This window comes from Bdellovibrio svalbardensis (genome assembly GCF_029531655.1).
Lineage (GTDB): Bacteria > Bdellovibrionota > Bdellovibrionia > Bdellovibrionales > Bdellovibrionaceae > Bdellovibrio > Bdellovibrio svalbardensis.
Genome location: NZ_JANRMI010000001.1, coordinates 686,407 through 713,091 on the forward strand (window position 1 = coordinate 686,407; position 26,685 = coordinate 713,091).

General features: G+C 46.3%; 24 protein-coding genes. 10 read left to right on the forward strand and 14 right to left on the reverse strand.

The genetic code is table 11. From position 1 onward, the window contains the following. Nucleotides 1-42 precede the first annotated feature (42 nt). Nucleotides 43-2,001 carry a hypothetical protein gene (locus NWE73_RS03385; protein WP_277576866.1) on the reverse strand — a complete coding sequence of 653 codons (1,959 nt, stop codon included), beginning with the start codon at nucleotides 1,999-2,001 and terminating at the stop codon, nucleotides 43-45. 224 nt (nucleotides 2,002-2,225) lie between these two features. Between NWE73_RS03385 and NWE73_RS03390 the strand changes: the two genes are divergently transcribed. Beyond that, entirely contained in the window at nucleotides 2,226-2,486 is a 261-nt protein-coding gene (locus tag NWE73_RS03390; protein WP_277576867.1) for a 2Fe-2S iron-sulfur cluster binding domain-containing protein, read from the forward strand. A gap of 44 nt (nucleotides 2,487-2,530) precedes the next feature. Then, a complete protein-coding gene (locus tag NWE73_RS03395) occupies nucleotides 2,531-3,511 on the forward strand; it encodes an MBL fold metallo-hydrolase (RefSeq protein ID WP_277576868.1) in 981 nt (326 codons plus the stop codon). Between the two features lie 6 nt (nucleotides 3,512-3,517). On the opposite strand, the gene NWE73_RS03400 is transcribed toward NWE73_RS03395, so the two are convergent. Beyond that, entirely contained in the window at nucleotides 3,518-5,830 is a 2,313-nt protein-coding gene (locus NWE73_RS03400; RefSeq protein WP_277576869.1) for a transglycosylase domain-containing protein, read from the reverse strand. Between the two features lie 68 nt (nucleotides 5,831-5,898). On the opposite strand from NWE73_RS03400, the gene NWE73_RS03405 reads away from it, so the two are divergent. The 3 genes from NWE73_RS03405 to NWE73_RS03415 all read left to right on the forward strand — a co-directional run bounded on the left by NWE73_RS03405 (nucleotide 5,899) and on the right by NWE73_RS03415 (nucleotide 8,831). After that, nucleotides 5,899-6,573: a co-chaperone GroES gene (locus tag NWE73_RS03405; RefSeq protein WP_277576870.1), complete on the forward strand. Its 675-nt coding sequence runs from the start codon at nucleotides 5,899-5,901 to the stop codon at nucleotides 6,571-6,573. Nucleotides 6,574-6,583: 10 nt separating this feature from the next. Further along, on the forward strand, nucleotides 6,584-8,005 hold the full coding sequence (locus tag NWE73_RS03410) for a hypothetical protein (RefSeq protein WP_277576871.1): 1,422 nt from the start codon (nucleotides 6,584-6,586) through the stop codon (nucleotides 8,003-8,005). A gap of 139 nt (nucleotides 8,006-8,144) precedes the next feature. Then, nucleotides 8,145-8,831 carry a hypothetical protein gene (locus NWE73_RS03415; protein WP_277576872.1) on the forward strand — a complete coding sequence of 229 codons (687 nt, stop codon included), beginning with the start codon at nucleotides 8,145-8,147 and terminating at the stop codon, nucleotides 8,829-8,831. A 1-nt stretch (nucleotide 8,832) separates the two neighbouring features. Here NWE73_RS03415 and NWE73_RS03420 read toward each other — a convergent pair whose 3' ends face one another. The 4 genes from NWE73_RS03420 to NWE73_RS03435 form a co-directional block, all read right to left on the reverse strand. Then, nucleotides 8,833-9,516, reverse strand: a complete 684-nt coding sequence (locus tag NWE73_RS03420; RefSeq protein WP_277576873.1) for a hypothetical protein — start codon at nucleotides 9,514-9,516, stop codon at nucleotides 8,833-8,835. Nucleotides 9,517-9,518: 2 nt separating this feature from the next. Next, nucleotides 9,519-11,222, reverse strand: a complete 1,704-nt coding sequence (locus tag NWE73_RS03425; RefSeq protein ID WP_277576874.1) for a DUF1501 domain-containing protein — start codon at nucleotides 11,220-11,222, stop codon at nucleotides 9,519-9,521. Nucleotides 11,223-11,244: 22 nt separating this feature from the next. Next, entirely contained in the window at nucleotides 11,245-12,774 is a 1,530-nt protein-coding gene (locus NWE73_RS03430) for a hypothetical protein (RefSeq protein WP_277576875.1), read from the reverse strand. Nucleotides 12,775-12,961: 187 nt separating this feature from the next. Further along, the gene (locus NWE73_RS03435) at nucleotides 12,962-14,278 is read right to left on the reverse strand and encodes a hypothetical protein (RefSeq protein ID WP_277576876.1); all 1,317 of its coding nucleotides are present in this window, start codon (nucleotides 14,276-14,278) and stop codon (nucleotides 12,962-12,964) included. Between the two features lie 314 nt (nucleotides 14,279-14,592). On the opposite strand from NWE73_RS03435, the gene NWE73_RS03440 reads away from it, so the two are divergent. Continuing rightward, nucleotides 14,593-15,783: a KamA family radical SAM protein gene (locus tag NWE73_RS03440; RefSeq protein ID WP_277576877.1), complete on the forward strand. Its 1,191-nt coding sequence runs from the start codon at nucleotides 14,593-14,595 to the stop codon at nucleotides 15,781-15,783. Between the two features lie 49 nt (nucleotides 15,784-15,832). Here NWE73_RS03440 and NWE73_RS03445 read toward each other — a convergent pair whose 3' ends face one another. From NWE73_RS03445 to NWE73_RS03455, 3 genes are all read right to left on the reverse strand, one after another. After that, entirely contained in the window at nucleotides 15,833-16,300 is a 468-nt protein-coding gene (locus NWE73_RS03445) for a hypothetical protein (protein WP_277576878.1), read from the reverse strand. A gap of 118 nt (nucleotides 16,301-16,418) precedes the next feature. Next, nucleotides 16,419-17,042, reverse strand: coding sequence for a hypothetical protein (locus NWE73_RS03450; protein WP_277576879.1), 624 nt, complete (start codon nucleotides 17,040-17,042; stop codon nucleotides 16,419-16,421). Between the two features lie 78 nt (nucleotides 17,043-17,120). Continuing rightward, nucleotides 17,121-19,403 carry an ATP-dependent helicase gene (locus tag NWE73_RS03455; protein ID WP_277576880.1) on the reverse strand — a complete coding sequence of 761 codons (2,283 nt, stop codon included), beginning with the start codon at nucleotides 19,401-19,403 and terminating at the stop codon, nucleotides 17,121-17,123. Between the two features lie 217 nt (nucleotides 19,404-19,620). Here NWE73_RS03455 and NWE73_RS03460 point away from each other — a divergent pair, with 217 nt between their 5' ends. Further along, complete coding sequence (locus NWE73_RS03460; RefSeq protein WP_277576881.1) at nucleotides 19,621-20,955, forward strand: hypothetical protein; 1,335 nt, start codon at nucleotides 19,621-19,623, stop codon at nucleotides 20,953-20,955. Between the two features lie 3 nt (nucleotides 20,956-20,958). Then, entirely contained in the window at nucleotides 20,959-21,567 is a 609-nt protein-coding gene (locus tag NWE73_RS03465) for a hypothetical protein (protein ID WP_277576882.1), read from the forward strand. Between the two features lie 90 nt (nucleotides 21,568-21,657). Here NWE73_RS03465 and NWE73_RS03470 read toward each other — a convergent pair whose 3' ends face one another. Further along, nucleotides 21,658-22,461: an SPOR domain-containing protein gene (locus NWE73_RS03470; protein WP_277576883.1), complete on the reverse strand. Its 804-nt coding sequence runs from the start codon at nucleotides 22,459-22,461 to the stop codon at nucleotides 21,658-21,660. 132 nt (nucleotides 22,462-22,593) lie between these two features. Here NWE73_RS03470 and NWE73_RS03475 point away from each other — a divergent pair, with 132 nt between their 5' ends. Beyond that, on the forward strand, nucleotides 22,594-23,433 hold the full coding sequence (locus NWE73_RS03475) for an inositol monophosphatase family protein (protein WP_277576884.1): 840 nt from the start codon (nucleotides 22,594-22,596) through the stop codon (nucleotides 23,431-23,433). Here the strand turns inward: NWE73_RS03475 and NWE73_RS03480 are convergent. The 4 genes from NWE73_RS03480 to NWE73_RS03495 are packed head-to-tail and all read right to left on the reverse strand — an operon-like array spanning nucleotide 23,430 to nucleotide 25,548. Beyond that, nucleotides 23,430-23,786 (reverse strand): hypothetical protein, encoded by a 357-nt coding sequence (locus tag NWE73_RS03480; protein ID WP_277576885.1) that lies wholly within the window; start codon nucleotides 23,784-23,786, stop codon nucleotides 23,430-23,432. The two genes, NWE73_RS03475 and NWE73_RS03480, sit on opposite strands and share 4 nt — an antisense overlap. A 46-nt stretch (nucleotides 23,787-23,832) precedes the next feature. Further along, nucleotides 23,833-24,756, reverse strand: a complete 924-nt coding sequence (locus tag NWE73_RS03485) for a phosphatidate cytidylyltransferase (RefSeq protein ID WP_277576886.1) — start codon at nucleotides 24,754-24,756, stop codon at nucleotides 23,833-23,835. Further along, the gene (locus tag NWE73_RS03490; RefSeq protein WP_277576887.1) at nucleotides 24,753-25,409 is read right to left on the reverse strand and encodes a CDP-alcohol phosphatidyltransferase family protein; all 657 of its coding nucleotides are present in this window, start codon (nucleotides 25,407-25,409) and stop codon (nucleotides 24,753-24,755) included. The genes NWE73_RS03485 and NWE73_RS03490 overlap by 4 nt, the downstream gene beginning before the upstream one ends. Beyond that, nucleotides 25,396-25,548, reverse strand: coding sequence for a hypothetical protein (locus NWE73_RS03495; RefSeq protein ID WP_277576888.1), 153 nt, complete (start codon nucleotides 25,546-25,548; stop codon nucleotides 25,396-25,398). The genes NWE73_RS03490 and NWE73_RS03495 overlap by 14 nt, the downstream gene beginning before the upstream one ends. Nucleotides 25,549-25,812: 264 nt before the next feature. Here NWE73_RS03495 and NWE73_RS03500 point away from each other — a divergent pair, with 264 nt between their 5' ends. Then, nucleotides 25,813-26,670: an SDR family oxidoreductase gene (locus tag NWE73_RS03500; RefSeq protein WP_277576889.1), complete on the forward strand. Its 858-nt coding sequence runs from the start codon at nucleotides 25,813-25,815 to the stop codon at nucleotides 26,668-26,670. The last annotated feature ends 15 nt before the right edge of the window (nucleotides 26,671-26,685 follow it).

Consider the following 26,685-nt stretch of genomic DNA (forward strand, 5'->3'; position numbering starts at 1 on the left):
TTTCTGGGGTCAAAATGCACTTTTTACAGGTTTGTTTAAAAGTCAGTAGACTTTGAACTCACCGGTTTCATCGGTAAGTAGGCGGAGGTCGAAGGAGCGGTCGCTAATGACGCGTTGAATGTACATTAGGGACTTGTAGAGTTCTTCCTGTTCGAAGTTCCCGAAACGGTAAGAAATGGTTGGAACATCCTTGGCAGAGAAGGTCATCTCATAGGCGATCAAAGAATTCAGCTGATTGGCAGGAATCAAAGACATCAGGAAGCCGCCGCCGTACTGCTGCCATAATGGATGATCTTTCAAATTCTTGAAGGCGTTGTAGCGCTCAGCCGAAGGTTTCGCTGGATCGAAGATCAAAGTCAGCGCCTTCGCTACATTTTCGATGTCGCGCTCATAGCGGTCCAAGCCAAGCATTCTTTGTTGTGAATCGGCAAAAGGATCTTCATCGCGTGGTGGTGCTTTGGGGCGACCGTGAGTTTTTATGAAATTATAAAAGCGCACTTTTGCCAATGGATAATCCAATTTAGGAATTGCGCGGATCGCCTGAGGATGGAAGAAGAGTTCATTTCTAAAGTAACCATTCACGCGGTTGCCGTCAGAGAAGTCCCATTTTTTCCAGTCAATGCGCGCATATTCTGAAGCGGGAATGACTGACTTGACATGCTCTTGGATGTCTTTGTAGTCGCCTTTAGAGACGTTTTTCATCTTCACTTCTCGACCCAATGTCAGAGCCACGAAATCACGAATAACCCAGTTGTCATCTGCAGAGAAAAGCATGTTGGATGAGATGCGAGTCTCGTCACCGAACAGACCAAAGATGACGTTAATCTGTTTCTTTGTTTGATAAGAATCCAGGATATACTTTTGTTCAGTGTCGTCACGATCTACATGCACGACTTTGTTTTGCGCGTAAGTGGAGCCTGATTCAAAACGTAAAATATTAAGACCGAATTTAAATGAAGAACTCGTGCTCAAGGAGTCATTGGACCCTTTGAAAATACGGTCAATACGACGTTTGAAAGGCTCGAGTTCGTGATCTTCCCTGGCAATCTCTTCAACAGTGGAAAGATCTGTCAGGAGGTCGTCTTGAACGGATTTGCTTTTCTCGAGTGGATTGATGAAAGCAAGGTCTTTAAAGCGCGTTTTCTTCTGAATTAAAGTATCATAGGCTTGTGCTGCTTGAGAATTGTTCAAGTCAAACACATAGTCGAGCATGAAAAGATGGTTCGAACTTTTACCCAAGCCAAGGCTGAGAGGATCAAGATCAATCCAGCTTTTGATTCGTTTATCGAGATACTTAAAGCCTACAATTTTGAAGTTACCCAAGGTCACAGAGCCATCTGCACCCACGCCTTTTCCACGCAGGGCAATCAGCTTCACGCGAAGCTTGTTGTTGGGCATTCTGAAGGTATGAATGAGGAATTCCCCAGAGACAAAGGCATGGGTTGAGGCACCCGCGCTTCCGATTGCAGAAAAGGGAGAATCTGTACCGAGGGAGACGACGAAAGAAAGCTTTCCCGTGATGGCAACGAAGTCACCGGGATTTAAATTGCGAATGGCCTGTTCCGCAGAAAGCGGAAGATTTCTGGGGCCATAAGGAAGGGCCGTTAAAGATTCACTTTGCTTTCTAAACTGGCGCGCGAAAATGATTTCAGACTTATTATCAATGGAAAATCCAAGAGGCAGATCATTGCCGTCGATAAAGTCACCCGGGTTGGCATTAACGTCCAAAGTGTACTTATCCAGTCGTGTATAGAAACCGTCGACATAGGAAGGCTCTGACTGGATTTTATATTTGAGCGCAGCGGAAAGCCCGTCGTAAACAGGGGCATCTACGATGTTGATCGTTCCGCCAACCCTTTGCTTGGCGATAAGGTTTTTAACCTTGGTTGCGACTTTAGAGGGTTCTAAAAAATCCAGGCCCCCTGCGTGTGCGGGAAGAATGGGAGACAATAGAAGACCCGATGAGAGGGTCAAAGACAGGACATGCTGGGCGATTTTCATCGCGGAACCTCCGAATAAATTTGCTAAAACATTACAAAGCATTGCAAGTGAGGTGCCTCGCTAACTAGCGGTAAAGTTTAGTTCATAGTTCGAAGGATCTCTTAAATACTTGGTCTGTCGAGAAGTTCAACAGTGTTTCGAGGCGCGTGGGTTCACCGATGGCGACGCAGTTTAATCAACAGACTCTTCTTCCAAAACTGATGCGAGAGCTTTACCATCACAGTATGAAAATTCAGTTTATTTTGGGTGGAGTTGAAACAGAGGTTGAAGCGGAATCGGGAAGAAATCTTCTGGATATCGCTCTGGTGGCGCGACTTCGACCTCCCTATTCTTGTCTTGAAGGACATTGTGGAACTTGCGAGGCCTTCATCGAACATGGTGAAACCAGTGAAGACAAAACTGATACGCATATCGTTCGCACTTGTCAGGCTATACCTAAGTCTGACTCGGTCAGAGTTAATTACGATAAAGTCGAGCCTAAATAATATGTGTTTGATTCGTGTTTTTTAACGGGTATTCTGACAGCTCTATGTCTCTCACTATAAAATTTTGGGGCGTGCGGGGATCACTTCCTTCAGCTCCTACACCGACGGAATGGACATATCATATTGAAGGAGTTCTTCGTAACTTCTTCTCGTTGGGCTATCGTGATCTTTCACAAGTTTCAAAATACATCAAAAGTATCGAAGAACCTGTGGTTGGAGGTTATGGCACCGCGACTACATCCGTTGAGCTTCGTTGTGGGCGATCGCAAATCATTATCGATGGCGGCAGTGGTATTCGCACTCTGAGTGAAAGTATCATGACGGGAACTTTGGGCAGAGCCAAAGGTCCTTTTCACATTTTCATGACTCACTTTCATTGGGACCATGTGATTGGTTTGCCATTTTTTACTCCGCATTTCATTCCAGGCAGTGAAATTCACTACTATGCGGTTCAAAGTGATCTCGAACAGCTGATTCGGGGAATTTTTAAGAGACCTTATTTTCCAGTTCCATTTGAAGATCTAAAAGCGAAGATTCATTTCCATGTTTTAGAGCCTCGTAAGCCGGTCAAAGTGGACGATTTCACGGTCACTCCATTCAAGCTTGATCATCCAGATCCTTGTTGGGGTTATAAAGTCGAAGCCGCCGGGAAAACATACGCACATTGTGTGGATACAGAAGGAACTCGCGTGACTCCGGAAGAGTTGGGTGAAGATCTTCCTTTGTATCAGAACGTTGATGTGATGTATTTCGATGCGCAATACACTTTGCCTGAGCTTGCTGAAAAGGCAAACTGGGGTCACAGTGCCGCACAAGTGGGACTTGAAATCGCTTTGCGTGAAGGAATTCGCAGAGTTCTTTTTGCCCATCATGATCCGGGTGCGCGTTCTGAGCATGTTATGGAGCTGAAGCGCCAAACCGGCGAGTACTATCAATCTCTGATATCGAAAGCTTCTGAAAACAAAGAGAACATCAACGAGATTATCTGGGACTTCGCTCACGAAGGACTGGAAATCGTCCTTTAGGAACCCTTAGGGTTCCGTTCCTTTTCTGAATATCAATTCTACTGATGTTGGATCGTTCGGGCCCTTGATGGCTCCGAGAGCTTTTAATGTAGCCTCATCCAGAGTGACTTTTTCTGTCCCCTCCGGCCATGGGAAATCGTCTGGAGGATAACGCGTTCCGATCTTTTTCATGAAGTTGATCCACACGGGAAGTGCGCCGCTGGTGCCGGTCAGCTTGTGCGGAATGTTTTTATCGTAGCCCACCCAGACAACGGTTGTGAGGTACGGGGTGAATCCGCCGAACCATGCATCTTTGTTGTCACTGGTGGTTCCCGTTTTTCCTGCTGCGGGATTGAAGAAGCCGTTCAAAGTGACCGAGCGGGCGGTTCCAGACAAAACAGTTTGTTTCATCATGCTGACAAGGCTTGATACAGTTGCAGGGTCTTCCACTTGCTCCGGCTCTGGATTGTGAACATAGACCTCGCTATTTTCTGAATTCAAAACTTTGCGAATGAAGGAAAGTTTTGCTTTTTTACCTAAGGAAGCCAGGGTCATATAGCTCTGCAAAACTTCTTTGGGGTACATTTCGAAAGCACCCAAAGTCAAAGAGGGGAATGTTTTGAGTTCAGATTCAACACCCATTTTATGAGTGATATCGACAATATTTCCCAATCCCACAGCCAAACCCAATGATGCCGTTGCCGCATTCAGCGAGTTTTTAAGAGCAAAGAACATTGGCACAGTTCCAAAATATTGATTGCCGTAGTTGTCAGGGGACCAAGACTGACCTTCATATCTTGTCGTGAACTTTTCATCCTTCAGCAAAGTGATCGGAGTGTAAGGCTTGCCTTCGGGAGTCTCATTCATCAGAGCGGTTAAATAAACAAAAGGTTTCATGATCGAGCCCACTTGGCGGTGTCCATCAATGGCGCGATTGAACTGGGTCATGCGATAGTTGCGGCCACCGACCACAACGCTGACCAATCCCGTTTTATTATCACCAACTAGAACGCTGCCTTCAAGAGTATTTCCTTTTTCTTTAAGTCCCTTGAGGTACTTATTGTTTTTTTCAAGTCCATCCAAGTGATTGCGCAATGATTCTTGCGCCACTTGTTGGGCTTCCAGATCCAAGGCGGTGAAGATTCTCATGCCTTCTGGGGAAATTTTCATGCTGTCCATTTGCTTGCGAACAGCATCAAGATAATAAGGAGCGGTCTCAGTCGCCAAAGAAACTGGTGCGCTCGGTAGTGGTGTGCGATCCGCAATGTTTGCCTGTTCGGCAGTGATAAATCCCTGAGCTTGCATTTTCTCAAGAACAAGATGACGACGGCGTTCCGCATTTTCCGGTTTTTTGAAAGGGTTGTAGAGGCCGGGACTGTTGACGATGGCCGCCAACAAAGAACATTCGCTGAGATCGAGTTCACTCACATCTTTATTGAAATAATGTCGGGAGGCGGCCCCATAACCGCGCACTTGGAAGGAACCATTTTGTCCCATGTAGATGACGTTCAGATAGGTTTCGAGAATCTCGTCTTTGCTGAATCGGGATTCGAGCAAAATCGACATGACAAATTCATTGAATTTTCGTTTAAGAGTGCGTTCGCTGGTCAGGAAATAGTTTTTCACCAGTTGTTGAGTGATCGTGCTTCCGCCTTGAGCGGTGCGTCCGTGAGTCAAATTTTTTAGGAGGGCGCGCAGGATGCCTTTGTAGCTGACTCCGCCGTGCTCAAGAAATTGTGCGTCTTCAATGGACATGATCGCGTTCGAGCACATCGGTGGGACTTCGCCCAAAGTGACCGTTTTCTGCATCAAAGGCTCATTGCCGATGTATTGAGCAAGCAGGGGAGCTTCGCCGAGCAAAGAGGGAACTTCCTGGAAGGGAGCGCCTCTGAAAACCTGGGAAATCAAATTGTCCTTTTGCAATACAAGAACTTGAATGGAGCTGTCGATCCGATTTGTCTCGACTTCTTTATTCACCCAGCCAAAACATTGCACTTGTTCTTCATTCAACGAGACTTGAAGACGTGCGCTGCATTCTTCACGACTTGCAATGAAGTAGTCGCCGGGGAGGAGGCGTTGGTCATAGTTACGACGGCGATAGGATTGTTTTGCAAATTGTGATTCGAGATCCTCAATCTTGAGCAAAGTCCTTGCTGTGAAGGTCGGCGGTGCTGCGTAGTATTCCGTCGGAATTAAGAATTTCTTTGACTCCAACTTCTGAGTCATCTCTTTTTCCAGAGAGAAGTAGGAATAGACTCCAAAGCCAAGGCCCGTGATGATCACAAGCGTCACAAGGATTGTAAAACAAATTAAAATAGTCTTTAATCGTGGTCGCATCATTCATGTAGCGTAGTACGAAATTGAGTCTGAAGCAAAGCTCAGATGCAATTTGATTGAAAGGATCGTTTGTGGCTAAGAAGAAATCTTCTGCTAAGCAAACCAAGCTAGTAAAAAAAACTTCACCTAAGAAGGCTGTAAAAAAGGCCGCTCCGAAAAAGAAACCAGTCGTAAAAAAAGCAGCACCGAAGGCTGCAGCTAAGAAGAAAGCTACTCCGGCTAAAAAAGCTGCGAAGAAAGTGGCTCCTAAAGCTGCCGCGAAGAAGGTCGCTGCAAAAAAAACGGTCGCTAAGAAAACTGTTGCGAAGAAAGCAACTGTGAAGCCAGCTGCAAAAAAAGTTGTGAAAGCAGCTAACAAGGCAAACGCTGCCGCGAAGACTGCTGTAGCAAAACCTGCGAATCAACATTTGTTCAGAACACCAGCTCCAGCGAAAGTGTTGGATCTGAGTAACTTTGTGACTCCTTTGGATGATCGTTTGATCGTACAGTTGTCGGGCGCAGAGAAAATGACCGCAGGTGGTTTGTATATTCCGGACTCAGTTTCTGATGTTTCTGGTAATTTGCAGGGGACCGTTGTCGCCGCAGGTCGCGGTCATATCAGCAAAAAAGGCCACCTTCGTCCTATGGACGTCAAGGTCGGAGACAAGATTGTCTTTGCTGAGTACGCAGGATCTAAAATCAAAATTCAAAATGAAGACCTTGTCATCATTCGCGAAGGCGATGTGATGGGCGTGGTTGCAAAATAAGGGAAAACGAATGTTGAACACAAAATTGATTAAAGTTTTGGGTCTTTCCATTGCCTTGATGTCTTCCACTGCGGGTGCGATGTCTTTGGACTGGAGTGGTGGTTACCGCGCTGAATGGACTGAGGTAGACAAACCTACTTTGGGATCACCATCTGGCAGAAAATCTTATGCCACAAACTTCTTGTACTTGAGCCCAAAAATCATCGCGGCTGATGGAATTAACATCAACACTCGCTTCGATATTTTAACAAATTCATTCTATCAAAACTCTCAATTGGGTGAAATCTGGGGTCTTAATAATAACAGCCCAGTTGTTACTGCACAGAACCAGGGTTCTTCAGCAGTCCGCGTGAGCCAGCTTTATCTGACTGTTAATCAAGAGTACGGCGCTTTGATGGTGGGTCGTGTTCCTTGGGAGTTCGGTATCGGCATGACTTACAATGCAGGCAAAGGGGCTTTTGATCATTGGTATGACACTCGCGATATGATTGCCTACAAAATCGTAGTAGGTGACTGGTTTGTGATGCCAATGTTGGGACGCCAGCAATCTCAAGATTTCGGTCAAGGAAACACCATCAGTACTTTGGGTGTTCAACTTCAATACGAAAATGCTGAGAACAAGTCTTTGATCGGCGTTATGATGGAGACTAAAAAAGGTGCCAATACGGTCCTTGACTACACAACCAGCCAAATGAACGCTTACGGTGCAAATCCAGCGGCTGCCAAAAACTCTTTGAATGAAACAACAACAAGTTTCGTGTTGGGGCGTGGATTTGACAGTTTTGGCTTCAAAGTTGAAGCGTCATTCCTTCAAGGTGAAACAGGTCTTGTTGATATCTACGGAAGCGATGTGCGTTTGAGCGGTTATGGAATCGCTGCTGAGTTGTACTTCCCACAAGCTCAATCTAAATGGGACTGGAAAGTAAAACTTGGAATGGCAACGGGAGATGATCCATCTTCAACTGGCTTCGGTGGATTTGCTTTCGATAAAAACTATGATGTTGGTATATTGCTATTCAATCACCGTCTTGGTGGTGCAGACTTCCTTCAGACAGATACTGTGAAACAGTCAACTGGATCCAATGGTTCAGCTTTGAGTGTTGGAAACTCTGCTGACGATGAAAGCGTAAGCAATGCAGTTTATCTTGCTCCTTCAGTGAACTACACTTGGACAGACAAATTGGATTTCAGAAATACGATCGTGTGGGCTCAATTGTTGAACACACAGAAAAATTCTGTTGATGCCAAAAAAGATTTAGGTCTAGAATGGGATATCGAATTGGTTTACAAGCCGCATGAAAGAATTCAGTGGGTGAATCAGATCGGATTGCTCTTCCCTGGTGAAGCTTGGAAAAACGGTACAGGCGCCGGTGGTAATTTGAGCAATGATTTTACGTTTGGATTAGCAAGTAAAGCCGCCATCAGCTTTTGATAACTACATGATTGCAACTTGTACGACAGCTTGATGACATACTAAAACATCTTGTTTGGTGGTGAGCAGGGCCCGGGGGGGCGCAAGTCCCCTCGGGATTTTTTTTGCCCAAAATCCAAAAGCTCCCTACAATCTAAGCATGAGATATCTTCTTTTCGTCCTAGTTCTGACTTTCTTCACGGGTTGTATCCACAAAAAACCAAAAGGACCTGGGTTGAGAAGCTTTCATATGATTCCAGTCCCTCTGACTCCCTACCATTGGAAAATTGAGTACGATGGGGGAGGCCAGGTTCTATTTAATCCCGATGGCAGTGGGGATCTGATTTTTCAACCGCAACAAGCAAAGACCTCAGCGCAAACTTTTGCCACCTTGTTATTGTTAAAAGACACTCTGGACAGGCCTGTCAAAAATTATGCGGTTCAAATTGAAGTGACTACCGAAAAGCAGCTTCGCTCTTCGACCCCGAATGAGTGGGAGGTCTTTTGGTTTTTTGGAAATTATCAAGGTCGCTCCGCCACGGATAAAACAGCGAATTATTTCTTGTTGAAACCCTACACGGGAGCCGAGTTGGGACGGGTATTTGAGGAGGTCGGCCAGCATTTTCTTAAAACAGATGAAACCAAAGAATTCAAAATTGGCGAACGCGCTACCTTTATTATCGTCAAGGATGACGAGCGATTCCAAGTTTATAAAAACGGCATTGAAATCATGGATTATCAGAGCAAAGAAATGCCAGAAAGTCTTTATGATCAAAGAGGAGCCCTGGGGCTTTACTCCGAAGACTCCTTAGTGCGCGTGCACTCTTTTGCCTATCAGGCCTTATAAACTACTGAAGTTGCCAGCCTGGAGATTCACAGACCTGAAGAATCACCGCTCTCCAACGGTTGGTGGGCGTTTCTGCATTCGCTGCAAGGGCCCGGTCCATATCGATTAAGGATGCGACCACTTCGGGGGAGGCATCGTCACCCCGATAGAACATTTCATAAACCTGGGCGACCGCGGCCGCCGTGGGCGCTGTTGAAGGATTCGTTACTTTTTGTAAAACCGCTGCCACCGCTTGATCCATGCCCAAAATATTTTCGCAGGCCTGAACATTGAAAGATTGGCGGACGGTATTGTCTTCCATTTGATAAGGCAAATTGGCATTCATGATCGAGCCACCGCAGTCATATCCCGAATAAGAGCTGTAAGGATCGCAACCTTGACCGTATTGGCCGCCTTTGAAGAAGACCCATTGATTGATGATGGCCTCTAAGTTCGGTACTGGAGTGGATGTGGAATAGAAGACTTCGCGAAGCAAAGTTGCCACATAGGTTTTATTTACCATTTGCAGTCTTTGGGTTGGCAGCGTCACTGTTTTCTCTGCCGGATGAGACATATCAACTGAACCCAACGAGGCTGATGTTGAGGCAGAGTCCAGCGCTTCAAAACCGCCCAGCTGTGAGCAGTTTTGATAAAGTTGAGTAAGTACTAATCCCGCGAGGGCTGCAGAGAAGAGTCTGTATTTCATATCTACCCCACAATCTTTGCTGTGCGAAGGACGCGCAATTGGTCCCCATTGAAATCAACCAATGAGGCCGCTAAGTTTTCGTACGGATTTTTCGGAACACGTAAAAGGGCGGCAACAGTTGAAGCCGCCATCGTTGGAGTTGGCATTCCCTTTTGATTGTAATCATCAATCGCAGCCCCGATACCTTGAGTACCGGAGTAACTTGCATTCATACCTGCGCGTTTGATGTTCCCGACAACAAAGGGACCATTTTTGATTGCGCCAGAATAAACGCTGGTGATCATTTGGAAGAATCCATGGTCACTGCCAGAGCCATTCGTACGCGCACTTCGCCCAAAGTCAGACATCAACTGAACCACAGTTTCCGACCAAATATCTTTGCCGTTTACTTGGACGGTTTTCAAACGATCAATCAACTCTAGAAGTCCGGCAGCAAATCCACGGAAAAAAGCAGTCGTATAAAATAAACCGGCCATAGCACCTGATTCGTGCATGTCATGGATCAAGTGGTGAGCGGCTGTGCCAGCTATCCCTTTTTCACCCAGAGTCAGCCCGGAAGTTTCACCCATTTGAATATCAATAGAGGTGACCAACCCGCGGGTTAAAACATACTCAGTCAGCGCCAAACTTTCCGCCCAAGCTGCCGGTGCGGCGATGGATCCCAGGCTGTTGCGCAAATCAAAATCTTTACTCAAGACCAAACCACGATTTCCAGAGGCGACATGCAGCTTCCACATGGCGTCTTCGCTGGAAAGCAAAGCAAGATTGCTGATACCAGGAAGATTTCCAGTCCCGGTGTCGCGCATGCTTTTAAGAATGACGTTTTGATAGCGGGCCACTGCCCCAGGCCAATAGCTATCGATATCGCTCACGCCTTTTTTCATCAAAGCGCTGGCGTTTGCAAGATTCTTTTTGACGATAGAGGCGCCACTGCGATCCGACTTGGCGTAAGCTCCCAGTCGGGCTTGGGCCAATTCATAAGCTGCGCGGTTTCGAGACTTCACATCACGTCCCGCAACTCGGCCTCCTTGAGGAGCGCCGAAGCCTTGCATGAGATTGACCAAAGGAGAACCGCTGAGCTTATTCAGTGCTTTGCCTTGCAGTGAAACATAGTTTCCGAAATCTCCGCGATCAGGCCATTGAATGGCCTCGAAAGTTTTTGATGAATTATCTGCGGCAAGTCCTCCAATTGAAGCAACACCGCCGACTGGAGTTTGTTGAGCACTGGCATTGAATGGGTGTCCATCCAAGCCAGTTCCATAGCCTCGTATGACCATCATGTTGCTCAGAAGATCTTTCAAGGGACGATTGGGATTCGCACTTGTCGTGACATTATGGGAAAACATATGCGGAACCAAAACTTTGTTATCTGCTTCAATCGTTGCATATTGAACCCCGACAGCCCGGCCACCGGATTCAACATACTTGGTTGAAACCATAGGATTGAATTCAGGAACTGCTTCGTTGCTATTGGTGCGAATCCAATGGTCAAAGGCATAGCGATAAGGCGCGCCGACCATCATCACATTGACGTAATTTCGAACTCCCAAGGCACCCACGGTTTCAGCATGGGCTTTCTTAATAAATCCCTCAGTCATCAAATTCAAAAGTCTTTCGACCGGAGTCGGTGTTAAAAACGATCCACCGGCGATCAAGCCACCTTGCAAGAACTGTCGGCGATCAAATTTATTATCGTTTTCAGACATAAAAGCCTCTATTTCCTGATAATTAAGGACGGTAGTTCGCCGCGTGATAGTACTCAGAGTTCATAATCTTTTTTATAATTCCCCGGACCGACTGAGTCTGACGAAGTTCAGCTCCGAGCTCCTCGATATATCTTCGATCCGCCACTGATTTTTCAGAAAGCTGTTTGTTCAAGTTTGCATTTTTAGGATCGGTGCGATCATAAAGAGAAACCTGAATTCCAGTGAAATACTCAAAGTACCTCTTGGCGGCACATTGATAGTAGTCATCTTGTTCCGCGATCGCAGCCCCTAAACCACTGATGCGAAGCACGTCACGATTGACCAATTGGCCTGAAGCAAATGAACGGAAATAAAGTTTTCCCGTCGGTGTCTGGCGATGAAAGTTTGCGACCGGTTCTGAAGGCCAGCCCGCAACTGAAGCTTGGTTTTCTCCAAAGGTGGTCAGCAGGCTGGATGTGCGAGAGGGCAGAGCAAGAGTTGTAAAGTTTGTATTGACCACGACTGCATTGCGAGCGGTGTAGGCCATTGGATCCAAACTGGCGTGGCACATCACACAGCTTGTTCCATTTCTGAAGGGAGCGGAAGAATTTCCCACAACGAACTGGGCAACATCAGATTCGCGCAGAGCTGGCAGTGTTGCGCACATAAAGGTGGTCATATTTGTTTGTGCCCAACGACGTGGAACTTTTAAAGAGCCATTGGAGATGGTTCCTTTGCCATGACCAAAATTCATCATTAAATAAATCGGACTGCCAAGGACACCACCACCCAAGCTGCTGTGGGGATTAAACGAATAGTTCAAACCCGCTTGGTTGTTCCCGCGTGTATCTGAAAAAGCTTGCATGGCCACATTGGGAACCAAGGTGCCATCACTGACGGTTTGGCGGATTCCATACAGTTCGCCCACCATAGGCTTCATAAAGTTGGCGACAAAGACATTGTTCACATCAGCAAGAGGCCCTGCTGTCGGCATAAAGTTAAATTGATTGTTATTAAAAGCCGGATTGTTTCCATGCACGCGGCGACCCGAATAATTGGCGCTCCAATCGAAGCCAATCTTGCTGGCCATGGACTGTTCTTGTCTTAGTGCTTGAACGCCTGTTCCTAAAGTCATCACATCGGAGTAGCGGCCATTGCGAACGAACATGGCGCGCGTGAGTGCCAGTGCTGGTTCGGTGGAGTCGTAAATATCCATCGTACCGTTAGAGATCTCATTGTTGTTGTCTTGGATTTGTTCGACAGTGTTTGCAGTGAACCAACTGCGATGAAAGCTGGCGAAGTTGTTTAAGACAGCGCGACTTTCCGAATTGTCGACGTAAAGTCCGCCAGAGTTGGGTTCAAGTTCCGCTTTGTCGAGAAGTTCATTGCAGGCTGTGATCGCTTTCTTGGTGCCGGCTTTAACCTGGGCCATGATCGGACTTCCAAGAGGGACAGGTTTGCCAGTCAAGTGAGAATAGCATCGAGCGTAGAAGGCTCTTTCAGAAATATTTTGCGCGTTCACCAAAGAAGAAAACGATAGTAAGAGTGCGAATGCACCAAACTTTTGAACCATGGTTTTTCCCCCTTAAAGTACCTGATTTCTTATCGGAACAAAGTGGGGGTTTTTGAGCCCGTTTCTCAGAATGAAACATCATATTTGTTTCTTTAGATGGGGCCTCAGATGGAACGTCTCAAAAACGAAAAAAACGGGCCCATCTTGGGCCCGTGGAGGATCGAACATTAAGGAATTGTCTCGAAAACTATTGTGCTCTGATGGCGCCAACTCTTTCAGAAAGAGAAGCTGGAACCGCGATGTATTGAACGCCTGGTGAAGTTGTTGCGGGAACCGAAGAGCTTGGAACCAAAGTTGGTACTACAACTTGATTTCCGTTGATAACTCCTACGCCGCGGCCTGGAGCCAAGCGAGGTGCCAGCAAGCTGCCATCTGGCTGTTGAATGATCACTGTGCCAGGGTTTGAGATTGTGCCAGGGATGCCAGGGTTAGCTGGATTCACCGGAGCACTTGTCAGCAATTGACCATTTACGAAGTTATAGTTTTGTGGAGAGCTGACCAGTTGATTGAAGATTTGGTCTGCTGGATTGGAGTAAGACCAAACAATGTTGTTCAAGTCAGCGTATGAGATTGATTGCTCTCTGAGCGAGTTGTTCGCCCAAGTCGTTTGAATGTTTGCGAAATTATTCTTCGCGGCAAACACGTTATTTTGGCCTTGTTGGTACATATTCATCCAGTAGCTGGAGGCATTCAAATCATTCGTGTTGATCGCAGTTTGATAGTTTGTATAGAAAGTTTTAACTGTGTTACCAGCGTAGCCGATAGAGGCTGCCAAAGTTAAACCCATTCTTTGACGAAGCTCTTTCCAACCTTTTTCTGTGATCAAGTTGTCTTGAAGAGCTGTCAATTGATCCAAGGCTGTTTGATTTTCGTTTTGGTCATCGCTTGCAATGGCTTTTGCAAGTGATTGTTGAACATACTTACCATAGAAAGTTGCCACTTCTTTTTGATCGACTTTTTCATCAGCCAACACAGAAGAGATTTCAGTCAAACGGCAATCCACGGCTTCGGCATCATCTTTGTCGGCGCCACATTTTTTAAGAACTTTTTCTGTGAATGTTAGCTTAGCTTTTACTTTTTTAACTTCGGCTTCAGGTGCAACCTCTTCTTTTTCTTTAGCGGGAGCTGCAACTACCTTTTCGGCTTTGTCTTCTTCGATTTTAGCCATTAAAGCCACATTCAAAGAATCAATGTCTTTGGTGTTCTTATCGAAGGCGACATTCAATGTATATTGCGTGAAGCCGCAATCTTCGCAGTAACCTTTTCCTTCAGTGACTTTTGGAACGAGTGCAAGGACTTCCTTATCACCTGTTTTAATGTACTTCACGTTCGCAACACCTTTAGATGTTGTGATTTTGCTTGGAATGACATCGCCAGCTTCGGATGCGAGATCCATGGCTGCGATTCCACCTGTGTGAGTGTTGAAAGAAACATTAAAACCAAGTACCAGCAAAAGTGCTGATGCCATTGCCCATTTTTTTTGGGTGTAAGTGAAAGTTTTCATAAAGTCCTCCTGTTAATAGGTCATCCAGACCCTTTTTTCTAACTTGATGTAAAGCGAAGGCCGGGCCAAAACCCGAGGTCTGTGCCAAGGCGGGTAAGCCACTGAAATATTTAAGAGTTCTCACGTTGAGAAAAGTTTTTGGCGGGGAGGGCTTTGTCGAACTTGTAGTGTCCCCTTCTGAGAATGAATAAAGTACATATAATTTCAAGTAGTTAGGTCTATTCAGAGCGGAGGTTGGCAAGGGCGAGGAAAGAGACTCTTTTGGGCACCTTTGGCTTGCCTGAAAGCGGTGTCTTGAGGGATAACTCCCTTCGATGAAGTTTCATTTCCCGAAGAGTCCCAAACCAGAACACATTGCCGCCTCCGATTGGAATAATTGGACGTGGCAGCTTCGCCATTCCTTGAAGACTCTGGGTGATTTTGAAAAGCATTTTGAGCTCAGCGCTGATGAGCGCGCCGCCTTCACGGAGGGCAAAGAACTCTTCAATATCCGCACGACTCCTTATTATGCCAGTTTGTCTGGTGGCCCGGGCGAATCCATTCGCCAGATTTTGATGCCTCAGCGTTTTGAGATCGAAGAAGGTTCCCAGCAAATGCTTGATCCTTTGGGGGAGCGAAAGAACAATCCGGCCCCACGCGTGATTCATCGTTATTCTGATCGCGTGCTTTTTCTGATCACGGATATTTGCAGCGTTTACTGCCGTTTCTGCACGCGCAAGCATTTTACCGGTCAAGAGCAGGCCTTCATTCGCAACGAAGAGTACGAACAAGCTTTGGCCTATATCAAAGCTCACACGGGCATTCGCGAAGTGATTCTGTCGGGCGGGGATCCTTTGACAGTCGGGGATGCTCAACTTGATCGAGTGCTGAGTGATCTGCGCAAGATTGATCATATCGAAATCATTCGGATCGGATCGCGCATGCCCGTAGTCTGTCCGATGCGTATCACTGAGGATCTTGTAAAGATTTTGAAAAAGCATAAGCCTGTCTTTTTGATGTCACACTTTAATCATCCGAATGAGTTGACCGAAGAGGCCGCGGCCGCTTTGGAATTGCTGGTGGATAATGGTGTGCCAGTGATGAATCAGATGGTGCTATTGAATGGTATCAATAATCACGCAGCCTTGGTGCAGGCCTTAAACCGACGCTTGCTGTATTTGCGAGTGAAGCCCTATTACATGTTCCAATGTGACCCTTCGATTGGAACAGATCATTTGCGCACCTCTGTTGAAGACTCTTTAGAAATTCAAAAAGAGCTGTGGGGGCACCTGTCGGGTTTGGCGATGCCGAATTTATCTTTGGATATTCCAAATGGCGGCGGGAAGGCTTATCTTGTCCCGAACTTCCAAACCGCTCACGAAGGACAGACTCGTCACTTCACCGGCTGGGACGGAGTCGATGCTCAATACGTCAGTCCTTCTGCCGATAAAATAAAAAAACCACTCTTAGGTTCTTACATGGAAGAGTGGTCTCATCTAAAATGTGGAAAATCGCAAAACGATTAAAATGTAGAAAATCGCAAAGCGATTTATAAAACGGCAAAGCTTAAGGCCACTATCGGCCTGGCTTGTATTCAAGAGTCAGGTAGGCATAGTCATTTTCAACACCTTGGGAAAACGACAGAACTTCTGGATCTGTGAGGCTGTTGAATTGAAGCCAAGTTGATGTTGAAGAGAATGCTTTAGTCGCAGGTTGGTTGCGATCAATCACCCAATACAAAATTTCGAATCCTGTTTTTTCTGCGGCTTTGGCTTTGTATTGTCGAACCAGGAAGTGGACTCGGAACATTTTCAGCATGTTCGTTCCTTTGCCACACCAAACATCCCAGTCCCAAGCTCCCGGTTTGTCGTAAACATGGGCGCACTTTAAATCAAAGGTTCCATCGTTGGACATATAACGGAAGGTGACGTCGTCTTCTTGAATTTCTTTGCTGCGGATTTCGCTGAAACCTTTGGGAACTGCCAGGGAGGTTGAAGAAATTGTCAAAATAGAGGCGATTAGAAGAGCTTTGAATGTTTTCATATGGAAATCCTACCAAGGCGTCAGTCTGCGAAGTAGGAAAATATTCAAATGAAAGCTTTTTGAAATAAAAAAAAGGGCCCCGAGTGGGACCCTTCATTAACTTTTATGTCGCTAGAAACTACCAGATAACAGAGAAGTTCAAGAACGCGATTTGGAAGCCAAGGTCGATGTCGCCTTTTTTAACGAAGCGAGCTTCTGGAGTGTAGCTAACGTTGTTCCAAAGAGCGAAACGTTTACCACCGCCAAAGAATAGACCCAATTTGTTTTCATAGTCGCTTTCGGTGTCATTCAAGACAGAGTAGATACCTAGGCCGGCTTTCAAGAAAAACGCATTCTTCAAGTCAGATTGGAAGTTGTAAGCAGCCACACCAAGAAGATCGATAAGCGTTTTGCTGTTTCCAGTAGGAGAGTACTCTTTTGAAAGAATTTGCAAGCGACCTTCACCACCGACTTGAACACCAGCATTGAGTGAATAGAGGTATGAAGCGCCAACGTCAAATGCAGTTCCTGCAGAAGCATTCTTAGAACGTTTTTCTGAAACAAACACAGCGTGAGTCAAAAGAGTTGTGAACTCATGAGTGTTGCCGCTGCCCATGAAGAAAGAATCATTACTATAAGAAGAATAACTTCTTTCTGAAGGAGCTGCTTTAGCTACCACTGTGTTTGAAGATTTTGTTTTTGCACCAGCAACTGACGTGAAAGCCATGACTACAGCGGCTAGGGAAAGGATCAATTTATTCATTAGAGACTCCTGATTGTTTCAACTTGTTATTTCAACCCCAAAATAATTGAGGTTTCCCAAAAAGGAGTCAATCTCTAATTAAACACGTTCTAGGCGAGCGTATTTGACGACAAATTTCTTAACTGTATTGTCCGTGAACATGACGCTGACCTTCAAATTGTCTCCAGCCCCTTCAGTGGCATAGACAGTGCCGACGCCAAAGGTAGGATGACGCACGCGCATGCCTTTGGAGTAGTTCATGCCGCCGCCATCGCCATCGTAATCAGGGAAATCCTGGGTGTCGAAGTCGTCGCCGCCAGTATTGCGGGCCTTATTGCGATCTGAATTTGTGCTGCCCCATTTGGATTCGTAAAGATCCCCAGAACTATCCCCATAGCGGTTTACGAAGCGAGGAGCTTCCGCCGCAGATTTAAAGGAAATAAAGCTTGGTGGAATTTCTTTAATGAATCTTGATGGAGGATTGAATTGTTCTTGCCCCCAAACACGGCGCATTTTTGTATAAGTCAGCCACAGCTTTTGACGGGCACGTGTCATGCCGACATAGGCAAGACGACGTTCTTCTTCCACATCTTCAGGGTTTTCGCTTTCAGTCGCTCGGCCGCTCGGGAAAAGATTTTCTTCAACACCGACGACAAAGACATAGGGATATTCCAAACCTTTTGAAATATGCAAAGTCATCAAGGTTACAGAGTTCTGTTCTTGATCCAAAGAATCAACGTCGCTGACCAAAGCCATCTCTTCAAGGAAAGAAATGAGTGAGGCTTCTTCGCCGCGCTCTTTGGCAAACTGCGCGATAGCGTTGTCGAGTTCCTCTAAGTTCTCAATACGAGCTTGAGCTTCCGGAGACTCATCTTTTTTCAGAGCCGCCAGGTATTCAGTGCGATCCAAAACAATATGATAGAAGTCAGTCAGTTTGAAACTGGTGGCGCTCGATTGCAATTCATCCATCAGATCAAGGAAACGACGGATTTTGCCAGTGGTGCCGGCGTTGAAGATTTTCTGCTCGACAGCGTTTCGCGCGCCTTCGTACATGGTCATATTCTTTTGAGCCGAAAATTCTTCGATCTTATCAATCGTCGTTTTGCCGATACCACGTGCCGGAACATTAATAATACGCTTTAAAGCAATATCGTCTGCCGGATTGATCGCGAGCTTCATGAAGCTCAAGATGTCTTTGATCTCCATGCGTTCATAGAAGCGCACGCCGCCAACGAGACGATAAGGAATCGCCAACGTGCGAAGTTGTTCTTCAAGGACTCGCGATTGCGCATTGGTGCGATAGAAAACCGCATAGTCATTATAAGAGCCTTCGCCCTCATTCATCATGGTCTGAATAGTCTTCGCGACAAACTTCGCTTCATCGTATTCATTGCGTTCTTCACGCACGTTGATCAAGTCGCCTTCAGGATTTGACGTGAAAAGAGTTTTATCTTTTCGTTGCGAGTTGTTTTTGATTACGGCAGTTGCGGCATTCACGATGTTTGCAGAAGAGCGATAGTTTTCTTCCAGCTTCACAACTTTGGCTTCTGGAAAGTCTTTTTCGAAATCCAGAATGTTTTTGATGTCCGCACCACGCCAGCTATAGATCGACTGATCCTCGTCACCGACGACGCACAAGTTGCGGTGCGCTTTCGCCAAAAGTTGCACGATCAGATATTGAATGTGATTGGTATCTTGATACTCATCCACCATGATGTACTGGAATTTTTCCTGATACATTTTTAAAACGTCAGGATACATGCGGAAGAGATCATAAGTTTTCATTAGCAGGTCATCGAAATCCAAGCTGTTCGCTCGTTTCATTTCGACTTCATAGGCTCTGTAAACTTCAACGGTTTTTTGATCCATCAAACGTTTCGAACTTCTCTCCAAGCCTTCTGGAGTCAGGCCTAACATTTTGGCGTTGCTGATACGCGCTTGGAAGTTCTTTGCCGGATACATTTTGTCGTTAATGCCCAAAGCGGTCATAACTTTTTTGATCTGACTGAGTTGATCGGAAGAATCGTAAATCGTGAAGAATTGCTTATAATCCAAAAGAGTGATGTGGCTGCGAAGCACACGCACACAGAAGCTGTGGAAGGTGTTCACCCAAAGCTGCTCGCGGACCATGATGCCCATGTCGCCCAGAATTTTGTAAATTCGGTGCTCCATCTCTTTGGCGGCTTTATTGGTAAAGGTCACGCAAAGGATGCCATCGGGGGCGGCGGCACCTTGGCCGATGATATTGGCCATACGATGGGTCAAAACCCGGGTTTTGCCAGAACCAGCGCCGGCCAAAATCAAAAGAGGTCCGTTCAGGGTCTCAATGGCATCTTTCTGGGGTGGGTTCATGTTTTTTGTAACAAAATCAAGTATATCCATTGGCCTTCTTCCCTAGAAAGTTCAGCTTTTTAAGCCCGAACTGCCGTATTACTCTCGAGTCCATTGTCTCAAGCACTGTCTAAAAAATGGTGAACCTGACAAAGTTTGTCTATCCCTAAGTTTTCATTGAGAATTTCCCCGAACTCGACTACAACTGTAACGCGTTTAGTCATAAGCCTGGCGGACTCTACCGTTTATAGTGCTTAGAGAGGATTTTGTGAAGCGCGTTTTTAGTCGAATCACAGCAGCAATTTTCATCGCGTCAGGGTTTCTTGCCATGACGGTTCTCGGAGGTTGCTCATCCAATCCTGACTCTGCGGATGTCTCCGGGGACGTGAAAGTCCTTGCTCCCATGAATGATGCCAGTTCCTCGACCAGCTATTCTCTGAAACTTATCGAATTGAGTGGACTGAGCAACTTGCAGGAAGTGTCGGGTCGCTTCGTGCGGTTTTTCTTTAGCCCGCGCATTATCAATAGCCACTTGAATGGCGTTGCTCCCAAAGGAAAATTCATTCGCAGCACCGACGGTCACTATGTTCCGGCGAACGATATGTCCCAACAGATGGTCGTGATCTATGCTCACATGCAGCAGCTGGCGCAGCTTGATAAAGACTTGGGTGCTGGAGACGTCAACAAATGGCCTCGAGATGTGGGTATCGGAGTTCGCGTGCGAGGCGGGATGAGCAATAATGCCTTTTACGACGGTAAAACGGACTCCATGCTGTTGGTGCCTTACACTCAGGAAAATCTTCCGATCGCAATCAATGGCGGCATTCTGGCGCACGAACATTTTCATTCATTGTTTTACAAAATTGTCCTGAATGGTTTCTCTAAAGACGCGTCTGCGCATGATCGCAAGTTGTTTTTGAAAGAGTCGGGCATTGAAGACAATGAACAACGCATTCCTGTGGGCCGCCTTGAAAGTCGCTTTGACACTTCGACAAATAACGAAGAAGCCAATGCGACGGTTCATAAATATTATCACAGCGCACTTCTGCGTGGGATCAATGAGGGGCTTGCTGACTTCTGGGGCTGGATGTACACGGGCAATCCGGATTTTATCGCAGCCTCTTTACCCTCTGAAAAGGTTGCGCGCTCTTTAAAGGCTCTCGATGCAAGAGCGGTGAATGCTTTGCCATCAGAACTTGCGGTGAAGAGATCTGTCGGTATCTATCTTTCTTATGACGAGGAAAACGTAGATCAATATCTGACGGGCTATGCCTATACGTTGGGGACGCAATTCTCAAGAATGCTTAAAAGATTTTCTGATATTTCGGCGGAATCTCGCGGTTTGAATGATAAAGACTCCCGTAAGGCCGTGGCTAAGTTGATTGTTCAAGTTCTGCCTTTGATGCGTGCGGATCTTGATAAAACCAGTGATGGGAGCTACTACAATTCCGCTAAATTTCTTGAGACAATGGTTTCCGTGATGCCGGAGATGAATGAGCAAGAATGTCAGTACCTTGCTGAAGTATTAAAGAACTCTACCGCGGCGACAGATCCGAAGAAGACCTGTAAACAAGATGGCTCTTGGAAATTGGTCGCGGAGTAGTTCATGAAGTTCATTTTGGTGTGTCTCAGCTTACTTTTGTCTACCGCCGCAATGGCGCAGGTTTCCCGATTGAAGACTCCACAGCCGGTGGCGGAATCCACTTTGCAGTTATTTCCTTTGGGAATGGAAATGCGTTATGAACGCAACAACGATCAAGAACTGGCGACGCATGGTTTTTTAAACTTTGCTTTTGCCTATCAAAGAAACAATCTTTCGGCCTTATTTGAATATTCTAAATACAGCGAAGACAGTGGCAATGCGACGACCAGCATAGATCACTCTCATCAAGAGATGATTCTGTGGGGACGCTGGCATTTCTTAAGATCGAAAAAAGAGTTCATGCCTTTGCAGTTTTCAATCTACGGTGGTTTGGGTGTGGGTACTTATCAGGATGAAGTGAAGACCACCTTGTTGGGAACCTCGCAAACTGACAAGTCTGGAAATAAAGTGTTATCGGGCTTGGCCGTCGGGGGCGATATCGCGTATGGATTTACGAAGGACTTTGGCGTGATGGCAGCTTTGGAGGGACGAACACTTTTCGCCGGTGATTATGATCCGAATCCAGTGTTCAGTGGCCTGGCTCGTCTTGGTATCTTTTTTTCTCTCAATTAGTCTTTTATCTTTGAGATTTTGGAATAAAAAAAGCCTGCATTGAAGTGCAGGCTTTTTTCTTATGAGCGATATGCAGGAAGTGGAGGCGGGTTACTCAGTGATTTTTTGTACGATCGCTGAGTTTACTTTTGCTTTACCCAAAAGTTCGGCTCTGTATGAAGCCGCCTCTTTAGGAGTGGCAAACTGTCCTACACTTACGCGGAACCAAGTTTTTCCTTTGATGTTCGCTGGTACGTAGAAAGCGCTGTAGCCTTTGTCTTTCAAGTCAGAAGCAAATTTTTGAGCTTCAGCTTCATCAGCATAAGAAGCCACTTGAACTGTGAACTTTCCAACAGTGTACGCTGCTACGTCCTTAGGAAGTGAAGAGGGAACGCGTGCTTCTTTAGTCGTAGCTGCAGTCGTGTGTTCAGTTGCAGTTGGAACTTTACCAGCTGCGATTTCTTTCGCTGCCGGAGAAGGCTCAGCATGTTTTGTCACTGGAGTTGCTTTGTCTTTACCATGCGGAGTTGCCGGTGCCGGCTTGTGAGCGTCTGCTTTTTCTTCTTTGTGTTCAGCAACTGCCGCTTCATTGTGGGAAGCTTCAACTTTATGTCCGCCTTCTTCAGTTTTAGCCGTTTCAGTAGAAGGAGTCGTTTCGTCAGCCACGAATTCTTCAGCAAGTTTCGCGATCTCTGCATCTGTCATAGTGCCAGAAGATTTCTTTTCGCCTTCAGTGCCTTCTTCTACAGAAGCCACTTCGCGGTCCGCTTTTTCAGCTTTTTGAGGCTCGAGCTGAGACAATTGATGTTGGTTGTCACTGTATTTCTTGCCCACGAAAGTTCCGATAGAGAACGAGAGCAATGAAATAAAGAAAACTAGTACTAGTTTTACGACAACATCTGTCTTTGCAGCCATTTTTTGAATCCTCATAAGTTTAAACTCGCTTGAATGCTTAAGTTTCGGGCCCTTCCTTTGGCCGTATATCCATGTTAGCGTTAAGTCGCGTAACAGGTCAATAACCTGACGCCCTTGCCGGAAGGGGAAACTATGAAAAATACCGTAGAATCAATGAATTGGGACCAGGTCTTAGGTACGGCTATCAAGGCTGTCAGCCTGGGGCGCGAAGTGCTTCTCAATTATTTCGGCAACTTAGAACATATCGAAGAAAAGTTCCAGGCGGGTTTGGTGAGTGAAGCCGACAAAGAATCGGAACGAGTCATCGCAGAGCATCTCAGGAAAAATTTTCCGTCCATAGAGTTCTTGGGTGAAGAGTCTTATGCAGCTGGGGCTAAGGTCCAGTGGCAATCAGCGGGTGCGAAGGGCCGCTGGATCTTGGATCCCTTGGATGGCACCACCAATTACATTCATCGCTTTCCAATTTTTTGCATTAGCTTAGGCTTGGAGATCGACGGAGAAATTCAGTTGGCCGTGATTGATGTGCCGATGTTGAAGGAGACGTACACGGCGATCCGTGGCAAAGGTGCCTTCGTCAATGGACGTCCGTTGAGTGTGAGCAAAACAACAGATTTCAAAAACGCCTTCTTGGCAACTGGCTTTGTCGCAGAACACGAACACATCATTACCGAGCAGCTCAAAATATTTGAACACATCGTCCGTAAGTGCCGAGGTGTGCGCCGACCTGGCGCCGCTGCCTATGATCTGTGTCAGGTGGCCCGTGGTGTTTTTGATGGCTACTGGGAACGCAATATTCAGCCCTGGGATGCAGCGGCTGGAATACTGTTGGTGGAAGAGGCGGGCGGAAAAGTGACCACTTATCGTGGCGACAAATACAACCCGTACAAAAACTCAATCATCGCGGGAACTCCCGCTGTGGTGGAGCAGCTGCAAAAGGAGCTTGCTCCATTTATTAAGGACGAAACTCACTAGGCAGCTTGCTTTGAAAAGATAGCGATGATGGAAATGCCGATGATTACCAAAGCTGTGCCCAGCCATTGCGGCAGAGTCAGGTTTTGTTTGTCGATGACCATTTCCAACAGCGTGCCCCAAAGAAAAGTCGTTGCGTAGATAGGGAACACAACTGAGATCTTGCCACCCAAACGATAAGCAATAACAAAAAGAACCATCACCACGCAGAAACTGAGAATGCCCATGAAGATGTGCCAGTTCTGGTAGAGCGGGACCAACTTCATTTTTGAAGCGCCCACTTTGTAGAAGTACTGTCCACCGGCGCCAAAGATCGCCGCAATCAGATTTAAGATAATCGGAATAGTTTGGTTCATAATCGGTGTCCTCTCAAATCAGACGTCAGATGCCAGATGCTAGATGTTAAATCAGATATTTAAATGCATAAAAGAAAACAATCGAAGTCAGAGCAAGTGAATCAACGCGATCCAAAAGGCCTCCGTGGCCTGGAATTGAATTACCCAGATCCTTGATGTTCAAGTCACGCTTAATAGCTGAGAAAGTGATATCGCCAAAGAAACCCGTGGTGGCAATCAAGGCGCCCAAAATCATGGCTTGGGTGCCGGTTGTGCCGATGAAGCCTGCCAAAGTGTAAGAAAGGGCTGTCGTGGATAAAACACCACCGACAAGTCCTTCGAGAGTTTTCTTTGGAGAGATCTCTGGGCAGACTTTGGTTTTTCCCAAGAGCTTTCCCCAGGTGAATTGGAAAACGTCATTGATCTCTGTCGCCAAGATAAGGAACAAAACCAAATGATACTTCTGGTTTTGATCTGCGAGGGGCAGATTGTGAGAGTAAAGAAGTGCAATATGAGAAAAGCTGAACACGGTCATCATCAACGACCAATGCAGAACGCCCATGGTACGGCTGATGTTTTCAGTCGTTCCTGAAACCACGCTGCGAAGGCTGAGCGCCAAGAACATCATCACGGGAATAAAAGTCAGGAATAAAGATGTCTCATTGTAATAGGCGAGCAAGTACTGAATCGGAATTGCACAGTAGCAGATTCTTAGAACCTTTTTATGGTCTTCTGCCAGATTGTAGTTGCCGATGATTTCACGGAAAGCAAAAATCGACAAGGTCATCAAGCTTAGGGTCGCCACAAGATCATTCAAAAATAAACAGATAGCGGCCACAGTGATCATTGCCCACCAAGAGAGAGTTCGTTCAATCAATTCAGTGATCAGTTTGCCGGGGCCTTTCACCCAGCGAACAATAGCGAAGACTGAAGTTAAAACAGTCAAAAGAGAATAAATGGAAATCAACGCACCAGAGATGGACAAGTTCATTTTTCCTCCGAAACCTGCTTAAGTCTTTGTGAGAGATTTGCCAGGCGGCGCACAACAGTCACAATCAAACCCACCAGCATAATCCACAGAGCCACATAGATGGCTTCGATATTAAAGACGAGCTCGATGACAGCCGCGGCCGTTAGTAAAGCCATGCGATGTTGTTTTGCCATAGGGCCGAGATATTTATGACCATTCCCCAATGAGGCACCCAAAGCTCGAATGTAAGCGGTCATCGTCGCAAGGAAGATATTGACCCAAGTTAAAGTCATAGCGAGGTCATGACTTTGGCAATACAGTCCTGCGCCCAAAATAAGAAATGCGTCGGCAATTCGATCAGGAACTTCATTATACAGATCACCGACGGGGGACTTCTTTTTGAACTCAATCGCAACCATTCCGTCCATTAAGTTGCAAAGAAGGCGGGTTTGAATGCCCAGGACGGCAAGAACCAGAAAAAGATGATGACCCGTTGTATGGGCGGCGGCAAAGGCGGCGAGGCCACCGAGAGCACAGAAGATGCTCAGTGCTGAAATTTGATTGGGAGAAATATTGGAGGAGGCAAGCAGTTGCGCCAACTTGTGGGCCCAAGCCTTGTTACGAGTTTTTAACTCGCGTCTTCCCTCTAAAACCTTGGCGCTAGATGATTCCATCGAGGGCCTCTGTCGGGTCGAAGCAGCCGGAGTCGGAGATGTTGCCGATGCATTTTTGCGTAGAGTGAACTTTGTGCTGGAGGGTATTGCGAATAGCAATAGCGACAACCCATAAGATAATGATTGGAAGCAATGCCATTATAACGACTTTTGAAGCCATAGAAAAACACCCTTTGTTGGTTCAGCTGGGTATAGAGCAAAAGTTCAGCCATGGAAGTAAATGTTAAGGTTTCATTTAATTGTTGTTGGCGGTTGTTTGCGGTGGTGTCTGCTGTCTAAGAGTTGGACAGGGGACCAAGGACGGCGCGCTCTCGCAAAAATCTTCACAACGGCATCCTAAACTGCATAGTGTGGATTCGAGTTTCTCTTGGCCTTTGCAAATCGGGCTGATATCGTTTTCCATATGAAGCACATTATAATTACAGGCGCATCTTCGGGTATTGGTCACGAGCTTACAGCTAATTTCTTAAAGCGTGGATACTTTGTTTGGGGTGGGGTTAGAAATCCAGAAACTTTGGCAAATCTGAAGCAACAATATCCCCAGACTCTGGAGGTTTTGAAGTTGGATGTGACTTCGAATGCGGATATTGAAAGTGCCTTCCAAAAAATTTCACAAGTTGGAGTTGCCAGTCTCTCATTGGTCAACAATGCGGGACTTGCGCTGGGCGGCCCCATTGAGGCCATCGATTTGGATGAGTGGAGAAAACTTTTTGATGTGAATGTTTTTGGTCTGCTGCGCATGACTCAAGTGTTCCTGCCATTGTTAAGGAAAACAAAAGGTCGGGTGATAAATATCGGATCTATCAGCGGCCGCATGTCGAGTCCTTTCTTAGCACCCTACACCAGCTCAAAATATGCGGTGCGTGCGATCACAGATTCTTTGCGTCGCGAATTGCGCACCTTAGGCGTCAAAGTTGTACTGATCGAACCAGGCCCTATCAAAACAGACATTTGGGATAAGTCCATTCAAAGTAGTAGAAAGTTGGAAGCGAAGATTTCCCCGGAACTTCATCGTGTTTATGGAGAGGCTCTGGAGAATCTGGTCTTGGCCGTGGAAGACGTTGCAAAAAATGCGGTGCCGATATCTTTTGTGACCGAGAAAGTTGTTCGGGCTGTCGAGTTGGAAAATCCTTATCCCTACTATCTGGTGGGGAAGGGAATACATCTGCAGGCTCTGGTGTTGAGACTGATGCCTGTGCGTTGGTTGGATGCAATCTTTGCGCGCGGTTTTAGATTTCAGAAAACGGAAAAGAGGGCTTAAGCCCCCTTTTCATCA